Below are 24,184 nucleotides of genomic sequence, written 5' to 3' on the forward strand. Positions count from 1 at the left end.
GTTTGTTCCAGTGGAAAAGACTGCGCCGTTTTCCACGCTACGGTGGTTCCTCTTCGCGGCAGCGGCGGTGCATTGATGCGTCCGGGTGGACGAAACATCCCCTCTCCTTTTGGGAGAGGGGATGTTTGGATCAAGCCTTGTACCCAGGCTATGCCGAGACCGCTGGCTGGCTGATCGGCATAGCACTACTTGCCCTCTCGCGCAAAAAATCGCAGTCTGCCGATCTCCTTCCAGCCAGACCCGTGCCCGCGCGATGATCCAGAGCAAGCTTCCCGACCTCGCCGTCACCATCTTTACCCGCATGTCCCAGCTCGCCGCCCAGACCGGTGCGCTGAATCTGTCCCAGGGCTTTCCCGACTTCGACGGCCCCGCCGAGTTGCTCGCGGCGGTCGGTCGCCATGTCGCGGCGGGCCACAACCAGTACGCACCCATGACCGGATTGCCGACGCTGCGCCAGCAGGTAGCGGCCAAGGTTGCCGCCTTCTATGGCCGCGAGGTGGATGCCGAGGCCGAGGTCACCATCGTGCCCGGGGCCACCCAGGGCCTGTTCTGCGCCCTGCAGACGCTGGTACGACCAGGCGACGAGGTGATCGTCTTCGACCCCTGCTACGACAGCTACGAACCCTCGGTGCAACTGGCCGGCGGGCGCTGCGTGCATGTGCCCCTGGCGCTGCCGAGCTTCGGTATCGACTGGACGGCGCTGGAAGCGGCCCTGAGTCCGCGTACCCGCGCCATCGTGCTCAATACCCCGCACAACCCCAGTGGCGCTCTGGTCAGCGCCGCCGAGTTGGATCGCCTGGCCGCACTGATCCGCGGGCGCGATCTCTATCTGGTCAGCGACGAGGTCTATGAGCACCTGGTCTACGACGGCGAGCGCCATGCCAGCGTCATCGCCCACGACGAACTCTATGCCCGCGCCTTCGTGGTCAGCTCCTTCGGCAAGACCTATCACGTCACCGGCTGGAAGACCGGCTATGTGGTAGCGCCGCCGGCGCTGTCGGCCGAGTTGCGCAAGGTGCACCAGTACGTGAGCTTCTGCGGAGTGACGCCGATCCAGGCCGCCCTGGCCGACTTCATGGCCGCCCATCCCGAGCACCTCAGCGAGCTGCCGGCCTTCTACCAGGCCAAGCGCGATCTCTTCTGCGATCTCCTGGGTAACTCGCGCTTCACCTTCCAGCGCGCCGCCGGCACCTATTTCCAGGTGGTGGACTATTCCGCCATCCGCCCGGATCTGGACGACGTGGCCATGGCCGAATGGCTGACTCGCGAGCATGGCGTCGCCGCCATTCCGCTGTCGGTGTTCTACCAGACGCCGCCCGCTGACCTGCGCCTGGTGCGCTTCTGCTTCGCCAAGCGCGAAGACACCCTGCGTCAGGCAGCGGAGCGGCTATGCGCGATCTGACTCCTACCGCAGACCTGCGCCTGGCGCTGCTGCAGAGCGAACTGGCCTGGCATGACCCGGCCGCCAATCGCGCCCATTTCGAGCGTCTGCTGACAGCCGTGGGCGAGACCGACCTGGTCATCCTGCCGGAGATGTTCACCACCGGCTTTTCCATGGAATCGGTGGTCCTCGCCGAACCCGCCGATGGGCCGACCGCCGTCTGGCTACGAGAACAGGCCCGACGTGTCGGCGCCGTGGTGACGGGCAGCCTGATCGTGCAGGACGAAGCTGGACAGCATCGCAACCGGCTGCTGTGGGCGACGCCCGAAGGCGAGTTGCTGCACTACGACAAGCGTCATCTGTTTCGCATGGCCGGCGAGCACGAGCATTACGCGCCTGGCGAGCAGCGCCTGGTGGTGACGCTCAAGGGTTGGCGAATCCGCCCGCTGATCTGCTATGACCTGAGATTCCCGGTCTGGAGTCGCGCCCAGGACGACACCGATCTGCTGCTCTATGTCGCCAACTGGCCGGCACCGCGCCGCGGCCACTGGAATCGCCTGCTGCCGGCGCGGGCCATCGAGAATCTCTGCTATGTCGCAGCGGTGAATCGTGTTGGCAGCGACGGCAACGGTCATCCCTACGCTGGTGACAGCCAGGTGCTGGACTTCCAGGGTGAGCCCCTGGTCGAGGCCGGCGCGGCGGCCGGCATCTTCCACACGACGCTGTCGGCCGCAGCCCTCACGGCCTATCGCGAGCGCTTTCCGGCGCAGCGCGATGCCGACGCCTTCCGCCTGGACTGATCAGGCCCAGAAGGGCGTGGGCTGGACGGCATGCTGGTGGATCAAGGCGACGGCCTGGTCAACGTCCGCCGCGGTGGTGTAGCGACCCAGGCTGAATCTGTAGCTGCGCGCGGCCTGTTCGGCAGATAGGCCCAGGCCCAGGAGCACATGGGAGGGCGCCGCCTTGGCCGAACTGCAGGCCGAGGTCGTCGAGAAGGCCAGCTGACGCTGCAGCGCCACGGTGTCCAGTGGCGTGGCGAAGGTCAGGTTCAGGGTATGGGGAATGCGCTGCCGGGCGCAGCCGTTCAACTGCATGCCAAGCAGGTTCTGGACGCCGACCAGGAACCGCTCGCGCAACTGGCCGAGACGCTCGTTCTCCCGCGTCATGGCCTGGCCGGCGAGGGCGAAGGCGGTCCCCATGCCCACGATCTGGTGAGTGGCCAGGGTCCCCGAGCGCAGCCCGCGCTCATGGCCGCCGCCGTGGATCTGCGCCTGCAGGGCACCCTCCGCCCGCGGGCCGACGTAGAGGGCGCCGATGCCCTTGGGCCCATAGGTCTTGTGCGCGGAAAAGGACATCAGATCGACATCCAGGCCGGTTAGGTCGATGGCGACCTTGCCGGTGGCCTGGGCGGCGTCCACGTGGAAGAGGGCGCCACGGGCGCGGACCAGCCGGCCGATGGCGTCGATGTCGGTCAGGGTGCCCAGCTCGTTGTTCACCAGCATCAGCGAGACCAGGCAGGTGTCCTCCTGCCAGGCTTCGGCGACGGCATCGGGGGTGATGAGACCTGCCGCGTCCGGCGCCAGGTAGGTGACGGCGAAGCCTTCGGCTTCCAGCTGGGCCGCGGTATCGAGCACCGCCCGGTGTTCCAGGCAGCTGGTGATCAGATGCCCACGTCCGCGACGGCGAGCCACGCCGAGCAGCGCGAGGTTGTTGGACTCGGTGGCACCGGAGGTCCAGATCAGTTGCTCGGGCCGGGCGCCGACCAGGTCGGCCACTTGCTGGCGAGCGCTATCCACGGCGCGCTGGGCGTCGTTGCCGAAGGCATGGCCGCGAGAGGCGGGATTGCCGAAGACGCCCTGGCGCCCCAGGCAACCCAGCATGGCCTCGATGACGACATCGTCGACAGGGGTGGTGGCGGCGTAATCGAAATACAGGGGATAAGCGTCCATGGCGGCCTCGAGCGATCAGATGAGAATAGACTAGCGTCTTCATCTCGAAAGGAATTTGCTTTTCGATCGCTAACTGTGGGGTCTATGCGAATAGAATTCCTCTGTAAAGCCTTTTAGGGGAAAAGCATTTCATGGATCGCTTCGATCGCGCCATTCTCGACATCCTCCAGCAGGACAGCACCCGGTCGGTAGCTGATATCGCCGAGCGCATCGGTTTGGGCACCACCGCTTGTTGGCGGCGCATCCAGAAGCTGGAGGAGCAGGGGGTCATCCGCGCTCGGGTGGCGCTGCTCGATCCCCGCCAGCTCAACGTGGGGGTGACGGTGTTCGTCTCGGTGCGCACCAACCAGCACGCCATGGACTGGCTGCAGCGCTTCCACGCGGCGGTGGCGGCCATTCCGGAGGTGGTGGAGCTCTATCGCATGGCCGGCGACACGGATTACCTGATGCGCATCGTGGTGCCGGACATCGCCGCCTATGATGGTGTGTACAAACGGCTGATCCAGGTACCGGGGTTGCTGGACGTCAGCTCCAGCTTCGCCATGGAGCAGATCAAGTACAGCACGGCCTTGCCGCTGGATTATGTGCGTTGAGGGGGCGGTCTATCGCGGCCATGGGCCGCTCCTACGGCTAAACCGGAGCGTGTAGGAGCGGCCCATGGCCGCGATTAAATCCTATGATCGCTACCCAACACTGGCGGCGCCTCGAGGCAAGGCCTGTTGGGCTTCGCTACGCTCAGCCCAACCTACGGCGGCCCGTCATGACCGCGATGAAGTGGGTTGGGTGGCGCCAAGTCTCAGCGATAGGCGCTGACCTGATTCAGCAGGGTGATGTCGTCGGCCGGTAGCTGCAGCCGGGTGGCGGCCACCAGGTCGTCGAGCTGGGCCTGGGAGGTAGCGCTGGCGATGGGGGCGGTGATGCTGGGGCGGGCGATCAGCCAGGCGAGGGCGACCTGGGCCGGGGTGGCGTCGTGCTTTTCGGCGATCTCGTCGAGGCCGGCCAGGATGGCCATGCCGCGTTCGTCCAGGTAGCCCTTGACCATGTCCGCGCGTGAACCCTGGAGATCGTCCTTGGTGCGGTACTTGCCGGTCAGGAAGCCGCTGGCCAGGGAGAAGTAGCTGATCACGCCCAGGCCGAGTTCCTCGACCACCGGTTCCAGGTCGGTCTCGTAATCCTGACGGGCATGCAGGTTGTAGTGAGGCTGCAGGCTCTGGTACGCCGGCACGCCCAGGCGTTCGGCGACCTGGGCCGCTTCGCGCAGGCGCTGGCCACCGTAGTTGGAGGCGCCGATCACCCGCACCTTGCCCTGTTCCACCAGCCGGGCGAAGGCGCCCAGGGTTTCCTCCAGCGGCGTGTCCTCGTCATCACAATGCGCCTGATAGAGATCGATGCGATCGGTCTGCAGACGCTTGAGCGAGGCTTCCACCGCCTGCTGCACATAGCTGGCCTTGAGGCCTTTGCGGCCCTCACCCATATCCATGCCCAGCTTGGTGGCCAGGATCACCTGATCACGCTTGCCACTGCGGGCCAACCACTTGCCCAGCAGGGTCTCGGATTCGCCCCCGCTGTTGCCCGGTGCCCAGCGCGAATAGACGTCGGCGGTGTCGATGAAATTCAGACCCGCTTCGAGCAGGGCGTCCAGCATGCGAAAGGACTGGGCCTCGTCCAGCGTCCAGCCGAAGACATTGCCACCAAAGCAGAGCGGCGGCACCTGGAGGTCTGAATGGCCAAGGGTACGTGTTTGCATGGGATCCTCATCGGGTTGGGGAAGTCATGCAGGTTACGACCGATGGCCTGGGCTCAAGGTTCGAGGCGCGACGGCCCCGGCCACTCGCGCAGAGGAAGGGGTTTGCCGAGGGCATAGCCCTGGGCGTAGTCCACGCCGATGGTGCCGAGCAACTCGAAGGTAGCCTGGGATTCGACGAATTCGGCGATGGTCTCGGCGCCCAGGTGGTGGGCGACCTGGTTGATGGACTCGACGATGGCGCGATCCAGCGGATCCTGGTCGAGGGTGCGGATGAAGCTGCCGTCGATCTTCACGTAGTCGACGCGGAAATGCTTGAGGTAGGCGAAAGAGCTGAGGCCGGCGCCGAAGTCGTCCAGGGCGATGCGGCAGCCGCGTCCGCGGACCTGGCTGATGAGTTCGGAGGCCACCGAGAGCTTGTTGATCACCGCAGTCTCGGTCAACTCGAAGAGCAGGCGCTGCGGATCCAGCGGCGAGGCGGCAATCAGCTCCAGCAATTCGGGCAGGAAGTCGGGATCGCTCAGGCTGTTGCCCGAGAGATTGATGCCCACGTGCAACTCGGGTCGCTCCTGCAGCCAGGGCACCAGTTCGACCAGCACCTGACGTACCACCCAGCGGTCGATGCTGCTCATCAGGCCGAAGCGTTCGGCGGCCGGGATGAAGGTGGCCGGCGAGATCAGTTGGCCCTGGACATCGCGCAGGCGCAGCAGCAACTCGACATGCTGTGCCGCGCTGCCGCGGCTACGGGTAGGGACGATGGTCTGGGCGTGCAATTCGAAGCGGTGCTGCTCCAGGGCCTCGCGTAGGCCGCTGGCCATGAGAATCTCGCGGTGTTGGCGCTCCACGTCCTCGCTGCCAGCGCGATAGAGCGCCGCACGATTGCGCCCGGCATGCTTGGCGGTGTAGCAGGCCACATCGGCCTGGCTCATCAATTCGGCCGGACTGCGGGTCTCGGCGGTGATGGCGACGATGCCGGCGCTGGCACCGACGTCGTAGATCCGGCTTTGCCAGTTGAAGCGCACGGCGCCAATGCTGGCGATGAGCTTTTCGGCGACGGCCTCGGCCTGCACCAGATCGCAATCACGCAGCAGCAGGGCGAATTCGTCACCCCCGATGCGCGCCACGGCGTCGGAGCCGCGTAGGGAATCGCGCAGCAGGGTGCCCAGCTCGCGCAGCAGCAGATCGCCCGCGGCATGGCCGGCGGAATCGTTGACCACCTTGAAGCGATCCAGGTCGATGAAGCACAGCGCATGCTGGGTGGTGCCGGCCTGGGCCTGTTGCCAGGCGGCTTCCAGCTCCTGCTCGAACTTCAGGCGGTTGAAGAGTCCGGTCAGGGCGTCGTGGGAGGCGTTGTAGCTCAATTCGCGCTGCAGGTTGCGGGCATGGGTGACGTTCTGGAACACCAGTACCGCGCCGATGATGTGGCCATCCACCGTGCGTACCGGTGCTGCGGAATCCTGTACCTCGTGTCGCTCACCGTGCCGGCTGAGCAGCACGGCGCCTTCGTCCAGCGAGGTGATGGTCTGGTCGCGCAGGCAACGGGCCACCGGGCTGGGCAGCACCTCATCGCTCTGGCTGTCGTGGATGAGGAACACCTCCTCGTGGGGGCGCCCCTGGGCATCCGCCAGCGACCAGCCGGTGAGCTGCTCGGCGACCGGATTGAGAAAGAGGATGCGACCGTCCACGTCGGTGGTCAGGACGGCGTCGGCGATGGAGGCCAGGGTGACCTGCAGCCGTTCCTTTTCCTCATAGAGCGCCGTGGTCAGCTGATGGTGCTCGGTGACGTCGCTGTTGCTGCCGACCAGGCGGACGTGGCCATCGGCCTCGACCACCGAGATCAACTCGGAGCGGATGTGCCGCACCTCGCCCCCAGGCCCGCCGCGATTGATGCGGAAGTTGAAGGTGTAGGACATCGAGGCGCTGACGACCTTCTCGAACACCTCCAGCGAGAGTGCCTTGTCATCCGGGTGGATGAAGGTGAGCCAGAAGTCCATGTCCCGGCTGAGATTGTCGGGGGCGATGCCATACAGGTCACGCAGGCGGGCATCGGCATTGAAGCCCGGACTGCGGGTATCCCACTCCCAGATGCCCACGTTGCTGGCGCGAATGGCCAGTTGCAGGCGCTCCCGGAGCCGGGCGTTGGTCGCCTCGGCACGGCGCTGGGCATCGATGTCGCGCGCCTGCAACAGGTAGCCGCTGAGCAGGTCGCCGTCATCGTGGTCGGGCGACAGCGCCAGTTGCATCCACAAGCCCTGGCCATCACGGTGCAGCAGGCGCCGGGTCTGTTCACCTTCCTGGACCGTCAGCTGTTCTTCGGGATCGGCGATCAACTCCTTGAGCAGCCGGCCGTCGAGACTGTGGCGCGGATAGCCGAGCATGGCTTCCAGGGCCGCGTTCACCTGGCTCAGACGCCCATCCACCGACAGCAGCGCCATGCCATAGGGCGCGGTGCTCAGGGCATGACGGAAGCGTGCCTCGTTGCGCGCCAGGCGCTGGTTGTGATGACGGCTCTGCTCCACGGCAGCGGCCAGCAGCAGCGGTGGAATCTGCATCAGCGCCACCGGGATGTAGGTCAGGGCCTCCTGCACCAGCGAGACGGCTGGGGCGCCAAGCAAATAGCCGTGAGCTACCAGGTAGGTGAAGATCAGGATGTTCAGGCCGCCCACCACCGCGGTACCCAGGGCGGTGAGCCTCAGGGTGATCAGCAGCAGCAGGGTGGAGACATAGACGAAGGGATAGGGCACATAGGCCAGCAGTCCGAGCACCAGCAAAGGGCTGATCAGCAGCAGGGCGAGGAATTCGCGGGCACCCTGGCGGCTGAATTGCTGCCACTGCAAGGGGCGGCGAAGAAAGGCGAGGGGCATCACCACCAGCAGGCCAAGGGCGTCGCCCAGGTACCAGTGCATGGCCACCCTCAGCAGCTCGGGATTGCCTTGCTGGGCGGCGATCAGGGTACCCAGGGCGGTACCCGCCAGCGGGGACATCAGCACCCCGTAGAACAGCAGTCGCCCCATGGCCGCGATGTTGCGTTCGGGGTGGAGGATGCGGCCATGCAGCAGCCAGGCGCCGAACAGGATCTCCGCCAGATTGGGTAGGGAATAGAGCGCTCCGATGGCCGGGTCACCACTGAAGGGCAATTCGGCCAGGGCGCCAGCCACCCAGATCGCCAGCAGCTGCAGCGGCCAGCGACGCCGGGCCGAGCGCAGCAGCCAGGCGATCGCCAGCCCATTGGGCAGCCAGAGGGTGGCCACGGTGCTGGAGGCCTGGCGGGTGAAGAGAATGCACAGGACGGAACTGATCAGGAACAGCAGGGACAGCGCGGCGATGTCACGCCGCAGGCTGGTGTTTCGCGACAGAATGGAAGTCATTGCCTATCCAGACAAGCTGCTCGGCCGGCAGGTGCCAGGCAGACGAGACGATCCCTAGGAAGCGGGGAGTATCTCCGCTGGTTCGCCATAAAAAAAGGGAACGCCGACGGGCATTCCCTTAAGTTTGACGAATGTCAGTATTAGGCAGCCTTGGCCTGGGCCTGGGTGACCGCGCGATTCAGGGCGCTGAGCAGGGCACGGAAGCTGGCGGTGGTGATGTTCTCGTCGATGCCGATGCCATGCAGCGGGCGCTGGCCCTCTAGGCGAATCTCGATGTAGGAGGCGGCCTTGGCGTTGGCGCCGGCGCCGATGGAGTGCTCGTGGTAGTCCATGATCTCCACCGCCTGGGGCAGGCTGGCGACCAGGGCTTCCAGCGGCCCCTTGGCGGTACCGTGCCAGTGCTCGGTACGACCTTCGACAGCGACCTTGATGTCGACGGTGGAGGTGCCGTCTTCCTCGCGCAGCTTATGGCTGACCAGCGCATAGGGGCTCTTGGCCTGCAGGTATTCCTGTTCGAGCAGACCGTGGATCTGCGCCGCGGTCATCTCCAGGCCCAGGCGATCGGTCTCACGCTGCACCACCTGGCTGAATTCGATCTGCATGCGACGCGGCAGGCTGATGCCGTATTCCTGTTCCAGCAGGAAGGCGATGCCACCCTTGCCCGACTGGCTGTTGACGCGGATGACCGCCTCGTAGTCGCGCCCGATGTCGGCCGGGTCGATGGGCAGATAGGGCACTTCCCAGAGCGCATCCGGCTTCTGCTGGGCGAAACCCTTGCGGATGGCGTCCTGGTGGGAGCCGGAGAAGGCGGTATGGACCAGATCGCCGACATAGGGATGACGCGGGTGCACCGGCAACTGGTTGCACTCCTCGACGGTCTTGCGCACGGCGTCGATGTCGGAGAAGTCCAGCTCGGGATCGACGCCCTGGGTGTAGAGGTTGAGCGCCAGGGTCACCAGGCAGACGTTGCCGGTGCGCTCGCCGTTGCCGAACAGGCAGCCTTCGACGCGATCGGCGCCGGCCATCACCGCCAGCTCCGAGGCGGCGACGCCGGTGCCGCGGTCGTTATGGGTGTGGACGCTGATCAGCACGCTGTCGCGGCGATCGATGTGGCGGCCGAACCACTCGATCTGGTCGGCGTAGTTGTTGGGCGTGGCGCACTCGATGGTGGCGGGCAGGTTGAGGATCAGCTTGTTGGCCGGGGTCGGCGCGAACACCGCGATCACCGCGTTGCACACCTCGACGGCGAAGTCGGTCTCGGTGGAGCTGAACACCTCGGGGGAATACTCGAAGCCCCACTGGGTCTCCGGGCGCTCGGCGGCCAGGCGCACGATGGTCTGGCCGGCGGCCACGGCGATGGCCTTGACGCCCGCCTGGTCCTGGTTGAAGACGATGCGGCGGAAGCTCGGCGCGCAGGCGTTGTAGTAGTGGACGATGGCGCGCTTGGCGCCCTTGAGCGACTCGAAGGTGCGCTCAATGAGGTCGTCGCGGGCCTGGGTCAGCACCTGGATGGTGACGTCATCGGGGATGTGCCCGCCCTCGATCAGCTCGCGGACGAAGTCGAAGTCGGTCTGGGAGGCGGAGGGGAAGCCCACCTCTATCTCCTTCAGGCCCACGGCGACCAGGCACTTGAAGAAGGCCATCTTCTTCTCGGCATCCATCGGCTCGATCAGCGACTGGTTACCGTCGCGCAGGTCGGTGGACAGCCAGATCGGCGCCTTGTCGATGACCTTGTCCGGCCAGGTGCGGTCGGGCAGGGCGACGGGCGTGAAGGGACGGTACTTCTGCGAGGGATCTTTGAGCATGGTCATGGCGATTCTTTCCTTGGGCGTGGTCGGGACTTACGAAGCGAGCGCGGTCGAGCTTCGCAGTCGTGGACTGACCAGTCGCAGGCAGCGGTGCTGCCGGAGGAGGATGAGGGTATGGGCGTTGTGCATGGCGCTAACGGTAGTCCGCTCAGGGTAGGGCTCGCAATCTTCTTTTTAAAATTGGCAGGAATGGTCGTCTAGATTCTATAGTCGACGATTTATTGCTATGTAGGGCTCCCTATTGGTGATTTATGAACAGTGGGCCTTGCGGTTTTTGTGTAACCCGAAATCGCAAGGGCGATCCCTGACGCCGGACCGAGGTCAATGCTGGACGACTCTTGGCAACCGAACGGAAGGAAGGCTTCCATGAAGACCCTCGCACTGGTAGGCCTGGCGACCACCCTGATCGCCGGTCTGGTCTCGACGGCCCAAGCGGCCGACAACCCCCTGGAGGCGGAACGCTGGAAGACGCGACCGCTGATCCTGGTCGCGCCTACGGCGAACGATCCCCAGGTGGTGAAGCTGCGCGAGGAGCTGGCGCAGCCAGCGAATCGCGAAGCCTTCGTCGAACGGGACATGGTGCTCTATACCGTGGTGGCCGGCGCCGGCAGCCGCAACGACCAGCCATTGCGTCCGGAGCAGACCCGGGCGCTGCTCAAGGCGCTGGACGCCCGCGCCGTGCAGCCGGCGACGCTTTATCTGGTAGGTAAGGATGGTGGGATCAAGGTGCGCGAAGAGCAGGGGTGGTCGCTCAAGGCCTTGTTCGGCACGGTCGACCGGATGCCGATGCGGCGGTAAGGGAGGGGACCCTCACCCCAACCCTCGCCCAGGGGGAGAGGGGGCCTGTCGAGGCAGCCGGATGCAGCGTAGGTTGGGTTGAGCGTCAGCGAAGCCCAACACCCATGGCACCCTGCGCCTGTTGGGCTTCGGCGATGGAGCCGCCTCAGCCCAACCTACAGGTGCGGGCATCGGCGTCAGAGTCTCGGCGTAGACGTAGTAAAAGGTACCGGGCCGTCAGTGGAGAGCGCTGGTGCGGTTTTCCACACTATTGGGGATTAGGGCTTCCCTCACCCCAGCCCTCTCCCGGGGGGAGAGGGGGCCTATCGAGGCAGCCGGATACGGCGTAGGTTGGGTTGAGCGTCAGCGAAGCCCAACACCCATGGCACTCTGCGCCTGTTGGGCTTCGGCGATGGAGCCGCCTCAACCCAACCTGCGGGGTGCGGGCAGCAGCGTCAGAGTCTCGGCGTAGACGTAGTAAAGGTACCGGGCCGTCAGTGGAAAACGCTGGCGGTTTTTCACACTATGGGGGTGGGGCTTCCCTCACCCCAGCCCTCTCCCTTGGGGAGAGGGGACCTATCGACGCAGCCGGATGCGGCGTAGGTTGGGTTGAGCGTCAGCGAAGCCCAACACCCAAGGCACCCCGTAGGTTGGGCTTCGGCGATGGAGCTGCCTCAGCCCAACCTACGGGGTGCCGGTATCGGCGTTCGAGTCTCAGGCGTAGACGTAGGGGCCGCCCTGTTCCAGTGCGCGCTGGTAGGCCGGGCGGGCGTGGATGCGCTTGAGGAAGTCCACCAGCCTGGGGCGCTTGCCGTTGTCGAGGCCGGCGCGGGCAGCGGCGGCTTCCAGGGGGAAGCTGAGCTGGATGTCGGCGGCGGTGAAGCTGTCGCCGACGAACCAGCCGCTGGCCCCCAGCTGGCTTTCCAGGTAATCCAGGTGCAGGTCCAGTTGCGGCTGGATGAAGCTGGCCGTGGCCTTGGCGGCGATGCCCTTGGCGATGGGTCTCGCGAAGAAGGGCATGGGCGAGGTGGCGATGCGGTCGAACACCAGTTTGAGCAGCAGCGGGGTCATGGCCGAGCCTTCGGCGTAGTGCAGCCAGTAGGTGTAGCGCACGAACTCGGGACTGTCCTGGGCCGGCAGCAGTTGCGGCCCGTAGCGCCGTGCCAGGTAGTCGACGATGGCGCCGGATTCGGCCAGGGTCAGGTCGCCGTCGACGATTATCGGCGACTTGCCCAGGGGATGCACCTTGCGCAATTCCGGCGGCGCGAACAGCCCGCCAGCGGCGCGTTCGTAGCGCTGTACCCGATACTCGATGCCGAGTTCTTCGAGCAGCCAGAGCACCCGCTGGGAGCGGGAGTTGTTCAGGTGGTGGACGACGATCATGGTCTTTCCTTAGGCCGGGGGCGGGGGATCAGGGCGCCGGGGTGCCCGGTTCGCCCAGGGAGGTCATGGCCTCGCGTGGTTCCAGGCGTCCGCGGAAGTCACGTCCGCTCGGGTGCTGGAATACATGGAGGCCGAATTCCGGGAGGATGGAGAGCAGGTGATCGAAGATGTCCCCCTGGATACCCTCATATTGCGCCCACACCGTGGTGTTGGTGAAGCAGTAGATCTCCACCGGCAGACCCTCGCTGGAGAGCGGCATCTGGCGTACCAGCAGGGTCATGCCCTGGTGGACCCCGGGATGGGCGCGCAGATAGCGTTCGACATAGGCGCGAAAGGTGCCCAGGTTGGTGACCCGGCGGGTGTTGACCGGTTCCTGGCCGCGCTTTTCCAGCTTGCGATTCCAGTCCGCCAGTTCCTGTTCCTTGGCGGTGAGGTAGTCGTCCAGCAGGTTGAAACGGTGCAGGTGCTCGCGTTCGGCGTCGCTGAGGAAGTGCACGCTGTTCTGGTCGATGTTGAGTGCCCGCTTGATGCGCCGACCGCCGGCCTCCTGCATGCCGCGGTAGTTGCGGAAGGAATCGGTGATGAATCTCTTGGTGGGGATGGTGGTGATGGTCTTGTCGAAGTTCTGCACCTTGACCGTGTGCAGGGCGATGTCGATGACGTCGCCATCGGCGTTGAGCTGGGGCATTTCGATCCAGTCGCCGACGCGGATGATGTCGTTGCTGGAGATCTGCACGCTGGCCACCAGGGAGAGCAGGGTGTCCTGGAAGATCAACAGCAGCACCGCGGCCATGGCGCCGAGGCCGGAGAGCAGGATCAGCGGCGAGCGGTCGATCAGGGTGGCGATCATCAGGATGACCGCGATGGCGTAGATGACGATCTTGCTGACCTGGAGGTAGCCCTTGATCGGCTTGAGCCGCGCCGAAGGGCGCCGCGAATAGAGCACGTTGACCATGTTCAGGGCGCTGCCCAGGGCCAGGGCGATGGTCAGCACGATGAAGGCGCTGCAGACGTTCTGCACCACGGTGACCAGGGCATCGGGGCGACCCGGCACCAGCTCGATGCCGATCGAGAGCACCAGGGCCGGGACGATGTTGGCCAGCCGGCCGATGACCCTGTGGTGATTGAGTTCGTGATCCTGGCCGAAGGAGGTGCTGCGCAGCAGGCGATAGAAGCCGCGCACCAGGATGCGCTTGACGATCCAGTTGAGAACCCAGGCCGCCAGCAACAGGCCGAGGCAGGCGACCAGGGTGAGCAGTTGAGGGTGTTTTTCGAGGTCGTCGATCAGTCGGGTCAGGGCCGTGGGCATAGGGGGTCTCTTGACGGGATACTACGGACGCCACGTTAGCAAAGCTGCGCCCTGCTTGCCGTATTCGTCATCTGCGGTCGGTCCTAGGTTCAGCCCTTTCAGGAAGATATCCATGCGTCCCTTAGCTGCTGTTCTTACCGTCGCCGCGACACTGCTGCTCGCCGGGTGCGTCGGGCGCCCCTTCGCTCCACCGACCCTGGACGATCGCCTGGCCGATCTGGGCTATCGGCAGGGCGCTGCCGTGGACACCATCCTGGGCTTCGATCTCTCCGGCTGGCACTACCTGGACACCCGCCATCTGGCGCTGGGGACCGGGCTGGGTCATGCCTATCTTGTGGACTTCGCCGTGCCCTGCCGCAACCTGGCCGCCGGCAATCGGCTGGGCTATCGCTCGCGGGCCGCCGGCCTGCGTCCGGGCGACTTCCTGGTCTCCACCGATGCCCGGGGCAGTCGGATGGAGTGCCCCATCGGCGGGCTGTATCGCCTCGACTCCCGGCGTTGAGCGGCCATGATCCTGACTCTCGGGCATTCCAATCATCCGCTGGCGCGCTATGTCGAACTGCTGCAGGCGCAGGGGGTGACGGCGGTGGCCGATGTGCGCTCGCAACCCTATAGCCGCCATGTGCCCCAGTATCGCCGGGAGGCCTTGCGCGAGGGGCTGGCCGCGGCCGGGATCGCCTATGTGTTCCTGGGCCGGGAGCTGGGTGCGCGCAGCCCGGATCCGGCGCACTACGAGGATGGGCAGGTACGTTATGACCGCCTGGCCGCCAGCGCGCTGTTTCAGCAGGGACTGCTGCGCCTGGAACAAGGCCAGGCACGCTGGCGGATTGCCCTGCTGTGCGCCGAGCGCGATCCCCTGACCTGTCATCGTGGTCTGCTGGTGGCGCCCTGTCTGGTGCAGCGGGGCCTGGCGGTGACGCATATCCACCCGGACGGTCGGCTCGAAAGCCAGACCGAGCTGGAAGATCGGCTACTGGCCGCGAGCGGCCTGGCGGATGGCGATCTGTTCAGCTCGCGCGAGGAGCGGTTGAAACGGGCCTATGCCCGCCACGGTTGGCGGTAGCCCGCCTAGCGCTCCACCGGCTCGCGCTTCTTCCACCAGCCGGCGTAGAGGCCAATGGGATAGACGCTGATCAGCACGGCGTAGACCACCCAGGTGCGCCAGGACCAGGCCGACAGCACGAAGCCCTGGGAGAAGCCCACGAGCAGGTAGCAGGCGGCGGCGACCAGCAGAATGCTGCCGAGGGCGCTGCCGAAGCGGGGTCTTGGGGTCATGGCGGTTCCAGGTCTGGGCAGAGGAGGGCGTCTCTTTTAAGCCAGCGCCGGACGCCTGGCAATGCCCCTGACTGCAACCAATTGTTTATTGTCGATCAGGGCTTGAAGGCCCCGATGAAGATGCTCGGGTCGACCCGCACGTCGTTGAGGCTGACGTTCCAGTGCAGGTGCGGACCGGTGGCGCGCCCAGTGCTGCCGACGCGACCGACCACGCCACCGCGGGGCATCTCCTGGCCGACCTGGACGTCGACGCGGGACAGGTGGCAGAACATGCTGATCAGCCCCTGGCCGTGGTCGACGAACACCGTCTTGCCGTTGAAGAAGTAGTCGCCCACCAGCACCACCTTGCCGGCGGCCGGGGCCTTGACCGGGGTGCCGGCGGGTACCGCGAAGTCCAGCCCCGAATGCGGATTGCGCTCCTGGCCGTTGAAGAAGCGGCGCAGACCGAAGGGGCTAGAGAGCGGGCCGTCCACGGGTTTGTCCAGCAGCAGATTGCTGGGCTGGTTGGGAGAGAACATTCGGTAGGCGGCCTGCTGCTCGGCCAGTTCGCGCTCGAAACGCTTCAAATCCTCGGGATTGGGCGTGACCTGGCGCTGGTTCTTCAGGGTGATGCGCTGCTCGGCGTAGTGGCGGCTGCCAACCGTGAAGGCCTGGGGCGCGGCGCCGGCGACCTCCAATGGCTGGCGGCCTGTGGCCGTGCCCAAGGGGATACCGACGATGGCCACCCAGCCATTGCCATCCTTGACCACCAGCACCGGCTTGCCCTGGTAGCGCACCCGCGGCGCGGCGTCACCGGGGATGGGGACCACGGCGACACCGCCCGGCACCGGCTTGTCCAGCAGACGTTGCAGATAGGTGCCGGCGTGAGCGGGCAGTGCGAGGAACAGGCAGCAGAGCAGCGGCAGCAGGCGGGACATGGGGTTTTCCAACGGCGAAAACGCCCATGCTGGAGCAGGCGAGGGCCGCAGGGCAAGGCACCTGCGGCTCTGTTCGTCAGTTGGGGATGATCTTGTAGAGCACGGTTTCCAGCGCCGGCTTCTGCTTGGGATCGAAGAAATTCATCTTGGGGATGCGCGAGTCCGTGACATAGACGGTGCCATCCGGACCGCGACCAAAGGTGTCCGGCCAGATCAATTTCTTGTCCTGTACCAAGGTGGTGAGCTGGCCGTTCTCTCGGATCTTCACCGCATGCTCTTCCACGGCGCTGACATAGAGGCGCCCTTGCGGATCCATCAGCAGGCCATCGGCCGGACCGTTCTCGCCGACCTTTTCCACCTTGGCCGGCAGGCTGGCGAGGTCGTCACTCTGCAGGCTGGCGGTGGCGATGCGATAGAGGGTGTTGCCCTTGACCGCCTGCCAGTAGAGGTAGTCGCCGGCCGGCGAGAGGGCGATGCCGTCGGCGGAGAATTCCACGCCGCGGCCATCGGGGCGCATCAGCGGCTCGCCATCGGCCTTGACCTTGACGCCCTTCTCGGCCTGGGTGCTGGGGTCGCCATCCAGGGCGCGGCGGGCCTTGCCGCTCTCCAGGTCCAGCACCACCAGGGCGCCGCGGGCGCCGGAGTCGGTGATGTAGGCATGGCGACCGTCCGGGCTGAATCTCATGTCGTTGAGATAGCTGCCCTGGGGCGCCACGCTCTCGTCCAGCGCATAGACCTTGCTCACCTGGTTGCTGGCCAGGTCGATCTTGACCAGCTTGGGTGCGCCGGGCACCACCAGGGCCTGGGCGGGAGCGCCCGGATCGATCACCCAGAGACTGCCACGGCCGTCGGCCACCACGGATTGCACGCAGACCCAGTGATTGCCCGGGGTCAGCTCGTCGCGCTTGGTGTTGCGCCAGCCATTCCAGGCCAGGTCCGGATAGGGCATCAGGCTGCCATCGGGCTTGAGTTCGGCGACCGAGACTTCGCTGTCCTCGGTCCAGCGCGGGAAGTTGACGAAGATCCGACCGTTCTCGCTGACGGTTACGCCAGTGACCTGATGGTCGAAGCTGGCGACCTTTTCCAGCTTGGCGCTGGAGTCGGCGGCCAGGGCGACGGGGGCCAGAGGCAGGGCGGTCAGCAGGGTGGCCAGGGCGAGGCGGGAGAGGGCGGGTCTGGGCATGGCAGGGTCCTTGTAGGGGTGACCGGACGGTCCGGTGCTACAGGTACGACTGCCTTGGCCGTGGAGAAAGTCGCCGGGACCGACGACCGGCTGGCCGTTGGCCAGCCCGGGAACGCACCGGGAAATCCCGAGGTCCTCCCTGAAACCCCAGAGGAGAAGACCATGGTCCGTCCCATCGCCAGCAGCCTGGCCCTGCTTACCCTGAGTGCGCTACTCGCCGGTTGCGACAAGCCACCGGAAACCCCGCCGCCCCAGCGTAGCGAGGTGGTGCAGAAGAGCGCGCCTGGCAGCGATCCGGCCACTCAGTCGCCCGATCGCACGGTGGAGCATGGCAACCCAGGGACCAAGGCGCCCTGAGGCGCTGGCGTCAGTCCAGCAGCGACAGGGTGACCGGCGCCTGGTGATTGTCCAGCACCCGCACCTCCAGCTCGCCCTCGGCCAGGCGGGCCTGGAGCTTCTGACCTGGCTGTACCTGGCCAGCCGCACGCACGGCCTGGCCGCGTTCGTCGAGGAGGATGCTGTAGCCACGGCCCAGGGTGGCCAGGGGGCTGACGATCTGCAGGGTCTGGACGGTGCCGGCCAGGCGCTGCTGGCGCTCCTTGAGTTGCCGCTGCATGACTCGCGGCAGGCGGTCGGCCAGTTGCTCCAGCCGTTGGCGCAGCAGGGCCAGCTGGCGCCCGGGATGCTGGCCGGCCAGGCGGGTATCCAGGTGGGCCAGACGATCGCGGCGACGATTCTGGGCGATGACATAGGCGCGCCGCAGACGCAGATCCAGATCATCCAGGCGCTGGGCCTGCTGGCGCAGCCGTTCGCCGGGATGGCGCAGGCGCCGGCTGCAGGCCTCCAGGCGCAGGCGTTCGCGCGCCAGGCGCTCGCGCATGCGCAGGAGCAACTGGCGATGCAGACCATCCAGGCGCTGGCGCAGATCGGCGCTATGGGGGGCGAGCAATTCCGCCGCCGCCGAAGGGGTGGGCGCGCGGACATCGGCGACGAAGTCGGCGATGGAAACGTCCGTCTCGTGACCCACGGCGCTCACCACCGGGGTCTGGCAGGCCGCCAGGGCGCGGGCCACGGGTTCTTCGTTGAAGCACCATAGGTCTTCCAGGGAGCCACCACCGCGGGCCAGGATCAGGGCGTCGAAGCCCTGGCGGTCGGCCAGTTGCAGGGCGCGAACGATCTGGCCGGTGGCCTCGCGGCCCTGCACCGCGGTGGGAATCAGCGTCAGTTCGACCTGGGGCGCGCGTCTCTTGAAGACGCTGACGATGTCGCGGATCACCGCGCCGGTGGGCGAGGAGACGATACCGATGCGCTGGGGATGAGCGGGCAGCGGGCGCTTGCGCTCGGCGGCGAACAGCCCTTCGGTGGCCAGGCGCTCCTTGAGGGCCTCGAAGGCCAGGCGCAGGGCGCCGTCGCCGGCCGGCTCGACGCTGTCGAGGATCAGCTGGTAGTCGCCGCGGCCTTCGAACAGCGAGACCTTGCCGCGCACCTTGACCGCCAGGCCGTCGCGCAGCGCCTGGCGCACTCGGCTGGCATGCTGGCGGAACAGCGCGCAACGCACCTGGGCCTGGCCATCCTTGAGGGTGAAGTACAGGTGGCCCGAGGCCGGCTTGGCCAGGTTGGAGATCTCGCCCTCGACCCAGACCTGGGCGAAGACGTCTTCCAGCAGCACCCGGGCGCGGCTGTTGAGCTGGCTGACGCTGAGCACCTCGCGGTCGAGACCGAGGCGGGCGAAGGGATCCTTGAACATGGGGCGCTTTCTGTGGCTTTCGTCGGCCTCACCTTAGCAGCTCTGGGCGTGGGGCGAGCAGGGGATTAAGCTGCGCGCCCCCTTTGCCGAGACCCGCGTTCCATGACCCTGCGCCAGACCATCCTCGCTCCCCGCATTTCCAGCCATCCGCGAGTGGAGCGTACCGCCGTGGAGATCCTTGGCTGGCTCGCCGCCAGCGGTGTGGTCAGGGCCGAGGCCTCGCCGTGCCTGCCCAGCCGCGGACGGCGCGGCCATGCGCCGGGACCGCGGCTGACCGAGGTATTGCACCTGACGCCGGGCATGGACGATCCGCGCGACTATCCCGATGGTGGCCTGGAGATCGTCACCGAGCGCTGCATCTTCACTCCGCTGGACGGCTTCGAAGGTCGCGCGCGTTGCCCCGCCTGCCGTCGCGAGATCGGCGAGGCGCTGTTCGAGCACCTGGAAGTCTGGATGCCGGCGGAAAGCGACAACTTCGCCTGCCCGGAATGTGATCACGAAGACGACATCAACGGCTTCGACTTTCCCCAACCCTGCGCCTTTTCCGACCTGGGCTTCATCTTCAACCACTGGCCGGCGCGGGCCTTCGCTGCGGCGTTCCTGGAGGAGTTCCGGAGGCGGCTAGGACAGCCGTTGGCGGTGGTGGAGGTGTAGGGGCGGGTGGGTCTATCGCGGCCATGGGCCGCTCCTACGGTTGCCCCGCGGCCGCATCGGCGGCCGCGATTAGGCATCGGTACATGACGGTGAACAGGGCTCAACCGTAGGTTGGGCTGAGACGGCTCTTTCGTCGAAGCCCAACAAGGGCAAGCGACTGGCGTTGCGAGGTGTTGGGCTTCGCTGTGCTCAGCCCAACCTACGGGTTTACGCCTGCAACTGGCGCAGCCACTCCAGCCTCGCCGGGCACGGTGCCTGATCGTAGGTTGGGCTGAGACGGCTCTTTCGTCGAAGCCCAACAAGGGCACGCGACCGGCGTTGCGAGGTGTTGGGCTTCGCTGTGCTCAGCCCAACCTACGGCTTTCAAGCTTCAGTTTGCGCAGCCACTCCAGCCCGGCCGAGGTGTCGCCCCGCGGACGGTATTCGCAGCCGATCCAGCCGTCGTAGCCGAGGGCGTCGAAGCGCTCGAACAGGTAGGGATAGTGCAACTCGCCCAGGTCCGGTTCGTGGCGATCGGGCACGCCGGCGATCTGCACATGGCCGATGCCGGCGAAGTCGCGTTCGAAGGTCTTGCTGACGTCGCCCTCGACGATCTGGCAGTGGTAGCAGTCGAACTGCACCTTCAGATTGTCAGCGCCTATGGCCTGGCGGATGGCCTGGGCGTCGTCCTGGCGATTGAGGAAGTAGCCGGGCATGTCGCGCCCGTTGATGGGCTCGATGAGGATCGTCACTCCAGCCTTGGCCGCCTGTTCGGCGGCATAGGTCAGGTTGCCCAGGTAGGTGTCGCGGGCACGGGCCCGGTCGACCTCGGCGGGCAGCAGCCCGGCCATCACATGCACCAGGCGATTGCCCAGCACGGCGGCGTAGTCCAGGGCGCGGTCGATGCCGGCGCGGCATTCGGCTTCGCGACCGGGCAGGGCGGCCAGGCCACGTTCGCCGGCGGCCCAGTCACCGGGCGGGGCGTTGAACAGCACCTGGGTCAGGCCCGCGGCGTCGAGGCGTGTCTTGATCTCGGCGGCACTGTGCTCATAGGGAAAGAGGTATTCCACGGCCTGGAAGCCATCCGCCGCGGCGGCGGCGAAGCGGTCGAGGAAGGCATGCTCGGGGTAGAGCATGCTGAGGTTGGCGGCGAAACGGGGCATGGCTTGTCTCCCAGATCAGACGAAGGGCCAGAGCAGCAGGGTGATGGCGAAGCCCAGGCACCCCAGCAGGGTGGTCAGGACGGTCCAGGTACGCAAGCCGTCGGCGACGCTCAGGCCGACCAGCTTGGTGAAGATCCAGTAGCCGGCGTCGTTGATGTGCGACACGGCCAGGCCACCGGCGCCCATGGCCAGGCAGAGCAGGGCCATGTGGTTGGCCGAGAGGTCCAGGGTGGCGATCAGCGGGCCGAGGATGCCGGCGGTGGTGACCAGGGCCACGGTGGTGGAACCCTGGACCGCGCGCAGCAACAGGGTCAGTACGAAGCCCAGCGCCAGCACCGGCAGGCCGGTGGCGCGCAGCAGCTCCGAGACCACCGCGCCGATGCCGGTGTCCACCAGCACCTTGCCGAAGACGCCGCCGGCACCGGCGATGAGGATGACCATGGCCACGCCGGGCAGCGCCGAGCCGATGACGTCCGAGACCTGCTCACGCGACCAGCCGCGGCGGAAGCCCAGCACATAGGCGCACAGCAGGGTGTCGATCAGCAGGGCCACCAGGGGCGCGCCGACCACGGTGAGGATGTCCCGCAGCAGGTTGCCGGCGGGCAGCCAGCTGGTGGCCAGGGTGCCCAGCAGGATCAGCACGATGGGCAGCAGGATCAGGGTCACCACCAGGCCGAAGCCAGGGGCCGGGGCGGGCGGCAGACCGGCGGCGAGGCCGGCCGGGGTCTCGTCGACCTTGACCGCGGCGGCGCCGAGGCTGGGCAGGCCGGGGGCCATGTCCTGGCCGCGACCCCACTGCTGCAGATGGGTGTCGGTGATCTGCGGACCATAGACGTCGCTGCGGATGTCGTCGGTCATGGGGTAGTGACGGCGGGTCATGCGCCCGGCCACCCACCAGCCGATCAGGGCCAGCACGGCGGTGATCGGCAGGCCGAACAGCAGTACCCGACCCAGGTCGGCGCCCAGCTGGCCAGCGGCGGCCACGGCGCCCGGGTGGGGCGGCAGCATGGCGTGCACGGTGAGCATGGTGGCGCACATCGGCAGGGCGAAGACGATCAGCGGCTTGCGCGCGGTGCGGGCGATGCCATAGGCCAGCGGCATCAGCACGATCACGCCGACTTCGAAGAACACCGGGATGCCGACCAGGAAGCCGGCCAGGGTCAGGGCCAGCGGCGTGCGTCTGTTGCCGAAGCGCTCGATCAGCGTCTTGGCCAGGGCCTCGGCGCCGCCGGAGAGTTCGATGATGCGGCCGATCATGGCGCCCAGGGCGATGATGATGGCGATGTGGCCGAGGATCTTGCCCATGCCGCCTTCGATGGTGGCGACCAGCTTCGACGGTTCCACGCCAGCGGCCAGGGCCACCAGGATGCTCACCAGCATCAGCGCCACGAAGGGCTGGAATTTGTACTTGAGAACCAGGAACAGCAGCAGGGCGATGCCCGCCGCGGCGATGAGGACCAGCAGCAACGGACTCATGAGCGGGACTCCGGGCGGGTAGGGCTGACGACGTGGGACATGGCACTTTCCTCGCTATTGTTGTTTTTCCAGGGCAAGCCGATCCCGCGACGGCCGGCGAGGGCCATCGTGGGGGTGTTGCGGTAGCGCGGGCTTCAGGTCACCAGACGGCGCCGAAGGTCTCCGCCAGTTCGGCCAGGGCGGCGGCATCGAGCGGCGCCGGGCGCGGTTCGCTGAGCAGCCACAGCCGCGCGGTTTCTTCCAGCTCCTCCAGGGCGAAGCTGGCCTTGCTCACGCTGCTCTCCCAGACCACCGGGCCGAGGCGTTCGAGCATCACGCCGCGAACCCGGTTGGCCAGTTGCGCCACCTGCTCGGCGACGCTGGCGGCGCCGGGACGGGCATAGGGAATCAGCGGGATATGGCCGACCTTCATCACCTGGTAGGGGGTGATGGGTGGCAGGATGTCGTCCGGGCGCCAGACCCCGGCCAGGGTCAGGGCCACCAGGTGGGTGGAGTGGGTATGCACCACGCCGCCCACGCCGGGATTGCGGTCATAGACCTGGCGATGCAGGGCCAGGGTCTTGGATGGCTTGTCCCCGGAGACCCAGTCGCCATCCAGGCCGACCTTGGCGATGGCTGCCGGGTCGAGACGACCCAGACAGGCGTCAGTGGGGGTGATCAGCCAGCCGTCTTCCAGGCGGGCACTGATGTTGCCGGCGCTGCCCACGGTGTAGCCGCGGGCATAGAGGCTGGCGCCGACGGTGCAGATCTCTTCGCGCAGACGGGCTTCGACGCTCATGCCTGCTCTCCTGCCAGCTGGCGCAACGCCTTGGCGAAGAAGTCGCGGCTGCCGAAGTTGCCGGACTTGAGCGCCAGGGCCAGGGGTTCGCCCGCGACCTGGCCGAGGGTGGCCGGCACGCCCGGATCGATCTGGGCGCCGATGCGCAGGCTTTGCACGCCCAGGGCCTGGACCACGGCGCCGGAGGTCTCGCCACCGGCCACCACCAGACGGCGTACGCCTTGGTCGAACAGGCCGCGGGCGATCAGGCCGAGGGCGCGTTCCACCAGTTCACCGGCGCGCGCCACGCCCAGCTCGCGCTGGATGGCCTTGACCTCGTCGGCGGGACTGGTGGCATAGATGAGCACGGCCTGGCCCTGCTCGCGCGCCCAGGCGAGGGCGGCGTCGATACTGTCGTCACCCCGGGCCAGGGCCAGCGGGTCCAGGCGCAGGGCCGGGCGACCGGCTTCCAGCCAGGCGGCGACCTGGCCATTGGTGGCCTGGGAAGCGCTGCCGGCCAGCACGGCTTCGCCACCGGCGGGCAGCGCCAGGGCGGCAGCGTCATGGGCCTGGAGCAGGCCGGCGCGGCGGAAATTCTCCGGCAGGCCCTGGGCGATGCCCGAGCCGCCGGTGACCAGGGGCAACTCGGCACAGGCCGCGCCCAGGGTATGCAGGTCGGCGTCGGACAGGGCATCGGCGATGGCCAGGCGATGACCCGAAGTACGCAGTTCGGCGATGGCCGCGCGCACGGCCTCGGGGCCCTTGGCGACCTGATCGTAGCGCAGCAGCCCTACCTTGCCGCGGCTCTGCGCCTGCAGCACCCGCACCAGGTTGGCGTCGCCCATGGGCGTCAGCGGGTGATGCTGCATGCCGGATTCGCTGAGCAGCTGGTCCTGCACGAACAGATGGCCGCGGAACAGGGTGCGCCCGGTTTCCGGGAAGGCCGGGCAGGCCAGGGTGAAATCGCAGTCCAGCGCCTCCTGCAGCGCCTCGGCCACCGGGCCGATGTTGCCTTCGGCGGTGGAATCGAAGGTCGAGCAGTACTTGAAGAAGAACTGCCGGCAGCCGCGCTGGCGCAGCCAGGCGAGGGCGGCCAGGGATTCGCTCACCGCCTCGGCGGTCGGCGTGGTGCGGGATTTCAACGCCACCACCACGGCATCGGCCGCTTCGAGTTCGGCGTCGGCCGTGGGCACGCCGATCACCTGCACGGTGCGCATGCCGCCGCGCACCAGCATGTTGGCGAGATCGGTGGCGCCGGTGAAGTCGTCGGCGATGCAGCCCAGCAGCGGGCGGGTCTCGGTCTGGCTCATGGGG

The 24,184-nt window shown here is 67.0% G+C and carries 22 protein-coding genes; 8 read left to right on the forward strand and 14 right to left on the reverse strand.

Annotated features, from left to right (window positions below; translation table 11 throughout):
- Nucleotides 1-253: 253 nt before the first annotated feature.
- Together NRG74_RS00670 and NRG74_RS00675 are read left to right on the forward strand one after the other, a co-directional pair.
- On the forward strand, nt 254-1,402 hold the full coding sequence (locus tag NRG74_RS00670) for a pyridoxal phosphate-dependent aminotransferase (protein WP_173149546.1): 1,149 nt from the start codon (nt 254-256) through the stop codon (nt 1,400-1,402).
- A complete protein-coding gene (locus tag NRG74_RS00675; RefSeq protein ID WP_257705487.1) occupies nt 1,390-2,181 on the forward strand; it encodes an amidohydrolase in 792 nt (263 codons plus the stop codon). The genes NRG74_RS00670 and NRG74_RS00675 overlap by 13 nt, the downstream gene beginning before the upstream one ends.
- On the opposite strand, the gene NRG74_RS00680 is transcribed toward NRG74_RS00675, so the two are convergent.
- Nucleotides 2,182-3,330, reverse strand: a complete 1,149-nt coding sequence (locus NRG74_RS00680; protein WP_257705488.1) for an aminotransferase class V-fold PLP-dependent enzyme — start codon at nt 3,328-3,330, stop codon at nt 2,182-2,184. It lies immediately after the preceding gene.
- 131 nt (nt 3,331-3,461) lie between these two features.
- On the opposite strand from NRG74_RS00680, the gene NRG74_RS00685 reads away from it, so the two are divergent.
- Complete coding sequence (locus NRG74_RS00685; protein ID WP_017639738.1) at nt 3,462-3,923, forward strand: Lrp/AsnC family transcriptional regulator; 462 nt, start codon at nt 3,462-3,464, stop codon at nt 3,921-3,923.
- Nucleotides 3,924-4,126: 203 nt separating this feature from the next.
- On the opposite strand, the gene NRG74_RS00690 is transcribed toward NRG74_RS00685, so the two are convergent.
- The 3 genes from NRG74_RS00690 to leuA all read right to left on the reverse strand — a co-directional run bounded on the left by NRG74_RS00690 (nt 4,127) and on the right by leuA (nt 10,253).
- Nucleotides 4,127-5,077, reverse strand: a complete 951-nt coding sequence (locus NRG74_RS00690) for an aldo/keto reductase (RefSeq protein ID WP_257705489.1) — start codon at nt 5,075-5,077, stop codon at nt 4,127-4,129.
- Between the two features lie 53 nt (nt 5,078-5,130).
- Nucleotides 5,131-8,442, reverse strand: a complete 3,312-nt coding sequence (locus NRG74_RS00695) for an EAL domain-containing protein (RefSeq protein ID WP_257705490.1) — start codon at nt 8,440-8,442, stop codon at nt 5,131-5,133.
- Nucleotides 8,443-8,582: 140 nt separating this feature from the next.
- Nucleotides 8,583-10,253 (reverse strand): 2-isopropylmalate synthase, encoded by a 1,671-nt coding sequence (leuA, locus tag NRG74_RS00700; protein WP_093254421.1) that lies wholly within the window; start codon nt 10,251-10,253, stop codon nt 8,583-8,585.
- A 363-nt stretch (nt 10,254-10,616) separates the two neighbouring features.
- Between leuA and NRG74_RS00705 the strand changes: the two genes are divergently transcribed.
- Nucleotides 10,617-11,048 (forward strand): DUF4174 domain-containing protein, encoded by a 432-nt coding sequence (locus tag NRG74_RS00705; protein WP_257705491.1) that lies wholly within the window; start codon nt 10,617-10,619, stop codon nt 11,046-11,048.
- 693 nt (nt 11,049-11,741) lie between these two features.
- On the opposite strand, the gene NRG74_RS00710 is transcribed toward NRG74_RS00705, so the two are convergent.
- Together NRG74_RS00710 and NRG74_RS00715 are read right to left on the reverse strand one after the other, a co-directional pair.
- Nucleotides 11,742-12,410 carry a glutathione S-transferase family protein gene (locus NRG74_RS00710; RefSeq protein ID WP_257705492.1) on the reverse strand — a complete coding sequence of 223 codons (669 nt, stop codon included), beginning with the start codon at nt 12,408-12,410 and terminating at the stop codon, nt 11,742-11,744.
- A gap of 28 nt (nt 12,411-12,438) precedes the next feature.
- Entirely contained in the window at nt 12,439-13,719 is a 1,281-nt protein-coding gene (locus NRG74_RS00715) for a mechanosensitive ion channel family protein (protein ID WP_257705493.1), read from the reverse strand.
- Between the two features lie 112 nt (nt 13,720-13,831).
- Here NRG74_RS00715 and NRG74_RS00720 point away from each other — a divergent pair, with 112 nt between their 5' ends.
- Both NRG74_RS00720 and NRG74_RS00725 read left to right on the forward strand, forming a co-directional pair.
- Entirely contained in the window at nt 13,832-14,221 is a 390-nt protein-coding gene (locus NRG74_RS00720) for a DUF6491 family protein (RefSeq protein ID WP_257705494.1), read from the forward strand.
- A 6-nt stretch (nt 14,222-14,227) separates the two neighbouring features.
- The gene (locus NRG74_RS00725) at nt 14,228-14,782 is read left to right on the forward strand and encodes a DUF488 domain-containing protein (protein WP_184285906.1); all 555 of its coding nucleotides are present in this window, start codon (nt 14,228-14,230) and stop codon (nt 14,780-14,782) included.
- Between the two features lie 5 nt (nt 14,783-14,787).
- Here NRG74_RS00725 and NRG74_RS00730 read toward each other — a convergent pair whose 3' ends face one another.
- From NRG74_RS00730 to NRG74_RS00740, 3 genes are all read right to left on the reverse strand, one after another.
- The gene (locus NRG74_RS00730) at nt 14,788-14,994 is read right to left on the reverse strand and encodes a hypothetical protein (RefSeq protein ID WP_257705495.1); all 207 of its coding nucleotides are present in this window, start codon (nt 14,992-14,994) and stop codon (nt 14,788-14,790) included.
- Between the two features lie 95 nt (nt 14,995-15,089).
- Nucleotides 15,090-15,911, reverse strand: coding sequence for a M23 family metallopeptidase (locus NRG74_RS00735; RefSeq protein WP_257705496.1), 822 nt, complete (start codon nt 15,909-15,911; stop codon nt 15,090-15,092).
- A gap of 76 nt (nt 15,912-15,987) precedes the next feature.
- On the reverse strand, nt 15,988-17,094 hold the full coding sequence (locus NRG74_RS00740) for a major royal jelly family protein (protein WP_257705497.1): 1,107 nt from the start codon (nt 17,092-17,094) through the stop codon (nt 15,988-15,990).
- Between the two features lie 162 nt (nt 17,095-17,256).
- On the opposite strand from NRG74_RS00740, the gene NRG74_RS00745 reads away from it, so the two are divergent.
- The gene (locus tag NRG74_RS00745; RefSeq protein ID WP_017640645.1) at nt 17,257-17,451 is read left to right on the forward strand and encodes a hypothetical protein; all 195 of its coding nucleotides are present in this window, start codon (nt 17,257-17,259) and stop codon (nt 17,449-17,451) included.
- A 10-nt stretch (nt 17,452-17,461) separates the two neighbouring features.
- On the opposite strand, the gene xseA is transcribed toward NRG74_RS00745, so the two are convergent.
- Nucleotides 17,462-18,841, reverse strand: coding sequence for an exodeoxyribonuclease VII large subunit (gene xseA, locus NRG74_RS00750; RefSeq protein WP_257705498.1), 1,380 nt, complete (start codon nt 18,839-18,841; stop codon nt 17,462-17,464).
- Nucleotides 18,842-18,943: 102 nt separating this feature from the next.
- On the opposite strand from xseA, the gene NRG74_RS00755 reads away from it, so the two are divergent.
- Nucleotides 18,944-19,495 (forward strand): sugar ABC transporter ATPase, encoded by a 552-nt coding sequence (locus NRG74_RS00755; RefSeq protein WP_257705499.1) that lies wholly within the window; start codon nt 18,944-18,946, stop codon nt 19,493-19,495.
- A 344-nt stretch (nt 19,496-19,839) separates the two neighbouring features.
- Here the strand turns inward: NRG74_RS00755 and otnI are convergent, their stop codons facing one another.
- The 4 genes from otnI to otnK all read right to left on the reverse strand — a co-directional run bounded on the left by otnI (nt 19,840) and on the right by otnK (nt 24,180).
- The gene (otnI, locus tag NRG74_RS00760) at nt 19,840-20,637 is read right to left on the reverse strand and encodes a 2-oxo-tetronate isomerase (RefSeq protein WP_257705500.1); all 798 of its coding nucleotides are present in this window, start codon (nt 20,635-20,637) and stop codon (nt 19,840-19,842) included.
- A gap of 15 nt (nt 20,638-20,652) precedes the next feature.
- Entirely contained in the window at nt 20,653-22,113 is a 1,461-nt protein-coding gene (locus tag NRG74_RS00765) for a GntT/GntP/DsdX family permease (protein WP_027601498.1), read from the reverse strand.
- A gap of 139 nt (nt 22,114-22,252) precedes the next feature.
- Nucleotides 22,253-22,891, reverse strand: a complete 639-nt coding sequence (gene otnC, locus NRG74_RS00770) for a 3-oxo-tetronate 4-phosphate decarboxylase (protein ID WP_017638640.1) — start codon at nt 22,889-22,891, stop codon at nt 22,253-22,255.
- The gene (gene otnK / locus NRG74_RS00775) at nt 22,888-24,180 is read right to left on the reverse strand and encodes a 3-oxo-tetronate kinase (protein ID WP_257705501.1); all 1,293 of its coding nucleotides are present in this window, start codon (nt 24,178-24,180) and stop codon (nt 22,888-22,890) included. Before otnK ends, otnC begins: the two co-directional genes overlap by 4 nt.
- Nucleotides 24,181-24,184 lie beyond the last annotated feature (4 nt).

It is taken from the genome of Pseudomonas oryzihabitans, from assembly GCF_024652905.1.
GTDB classification, from domain to species: domain Bacteria; phylum Pseudomonadota; class Gammaproteobacteria; order Pseudomonadales; family Pseudomonadaceae; genus Chryseomonas; species Chryseomonas benzopyrenica.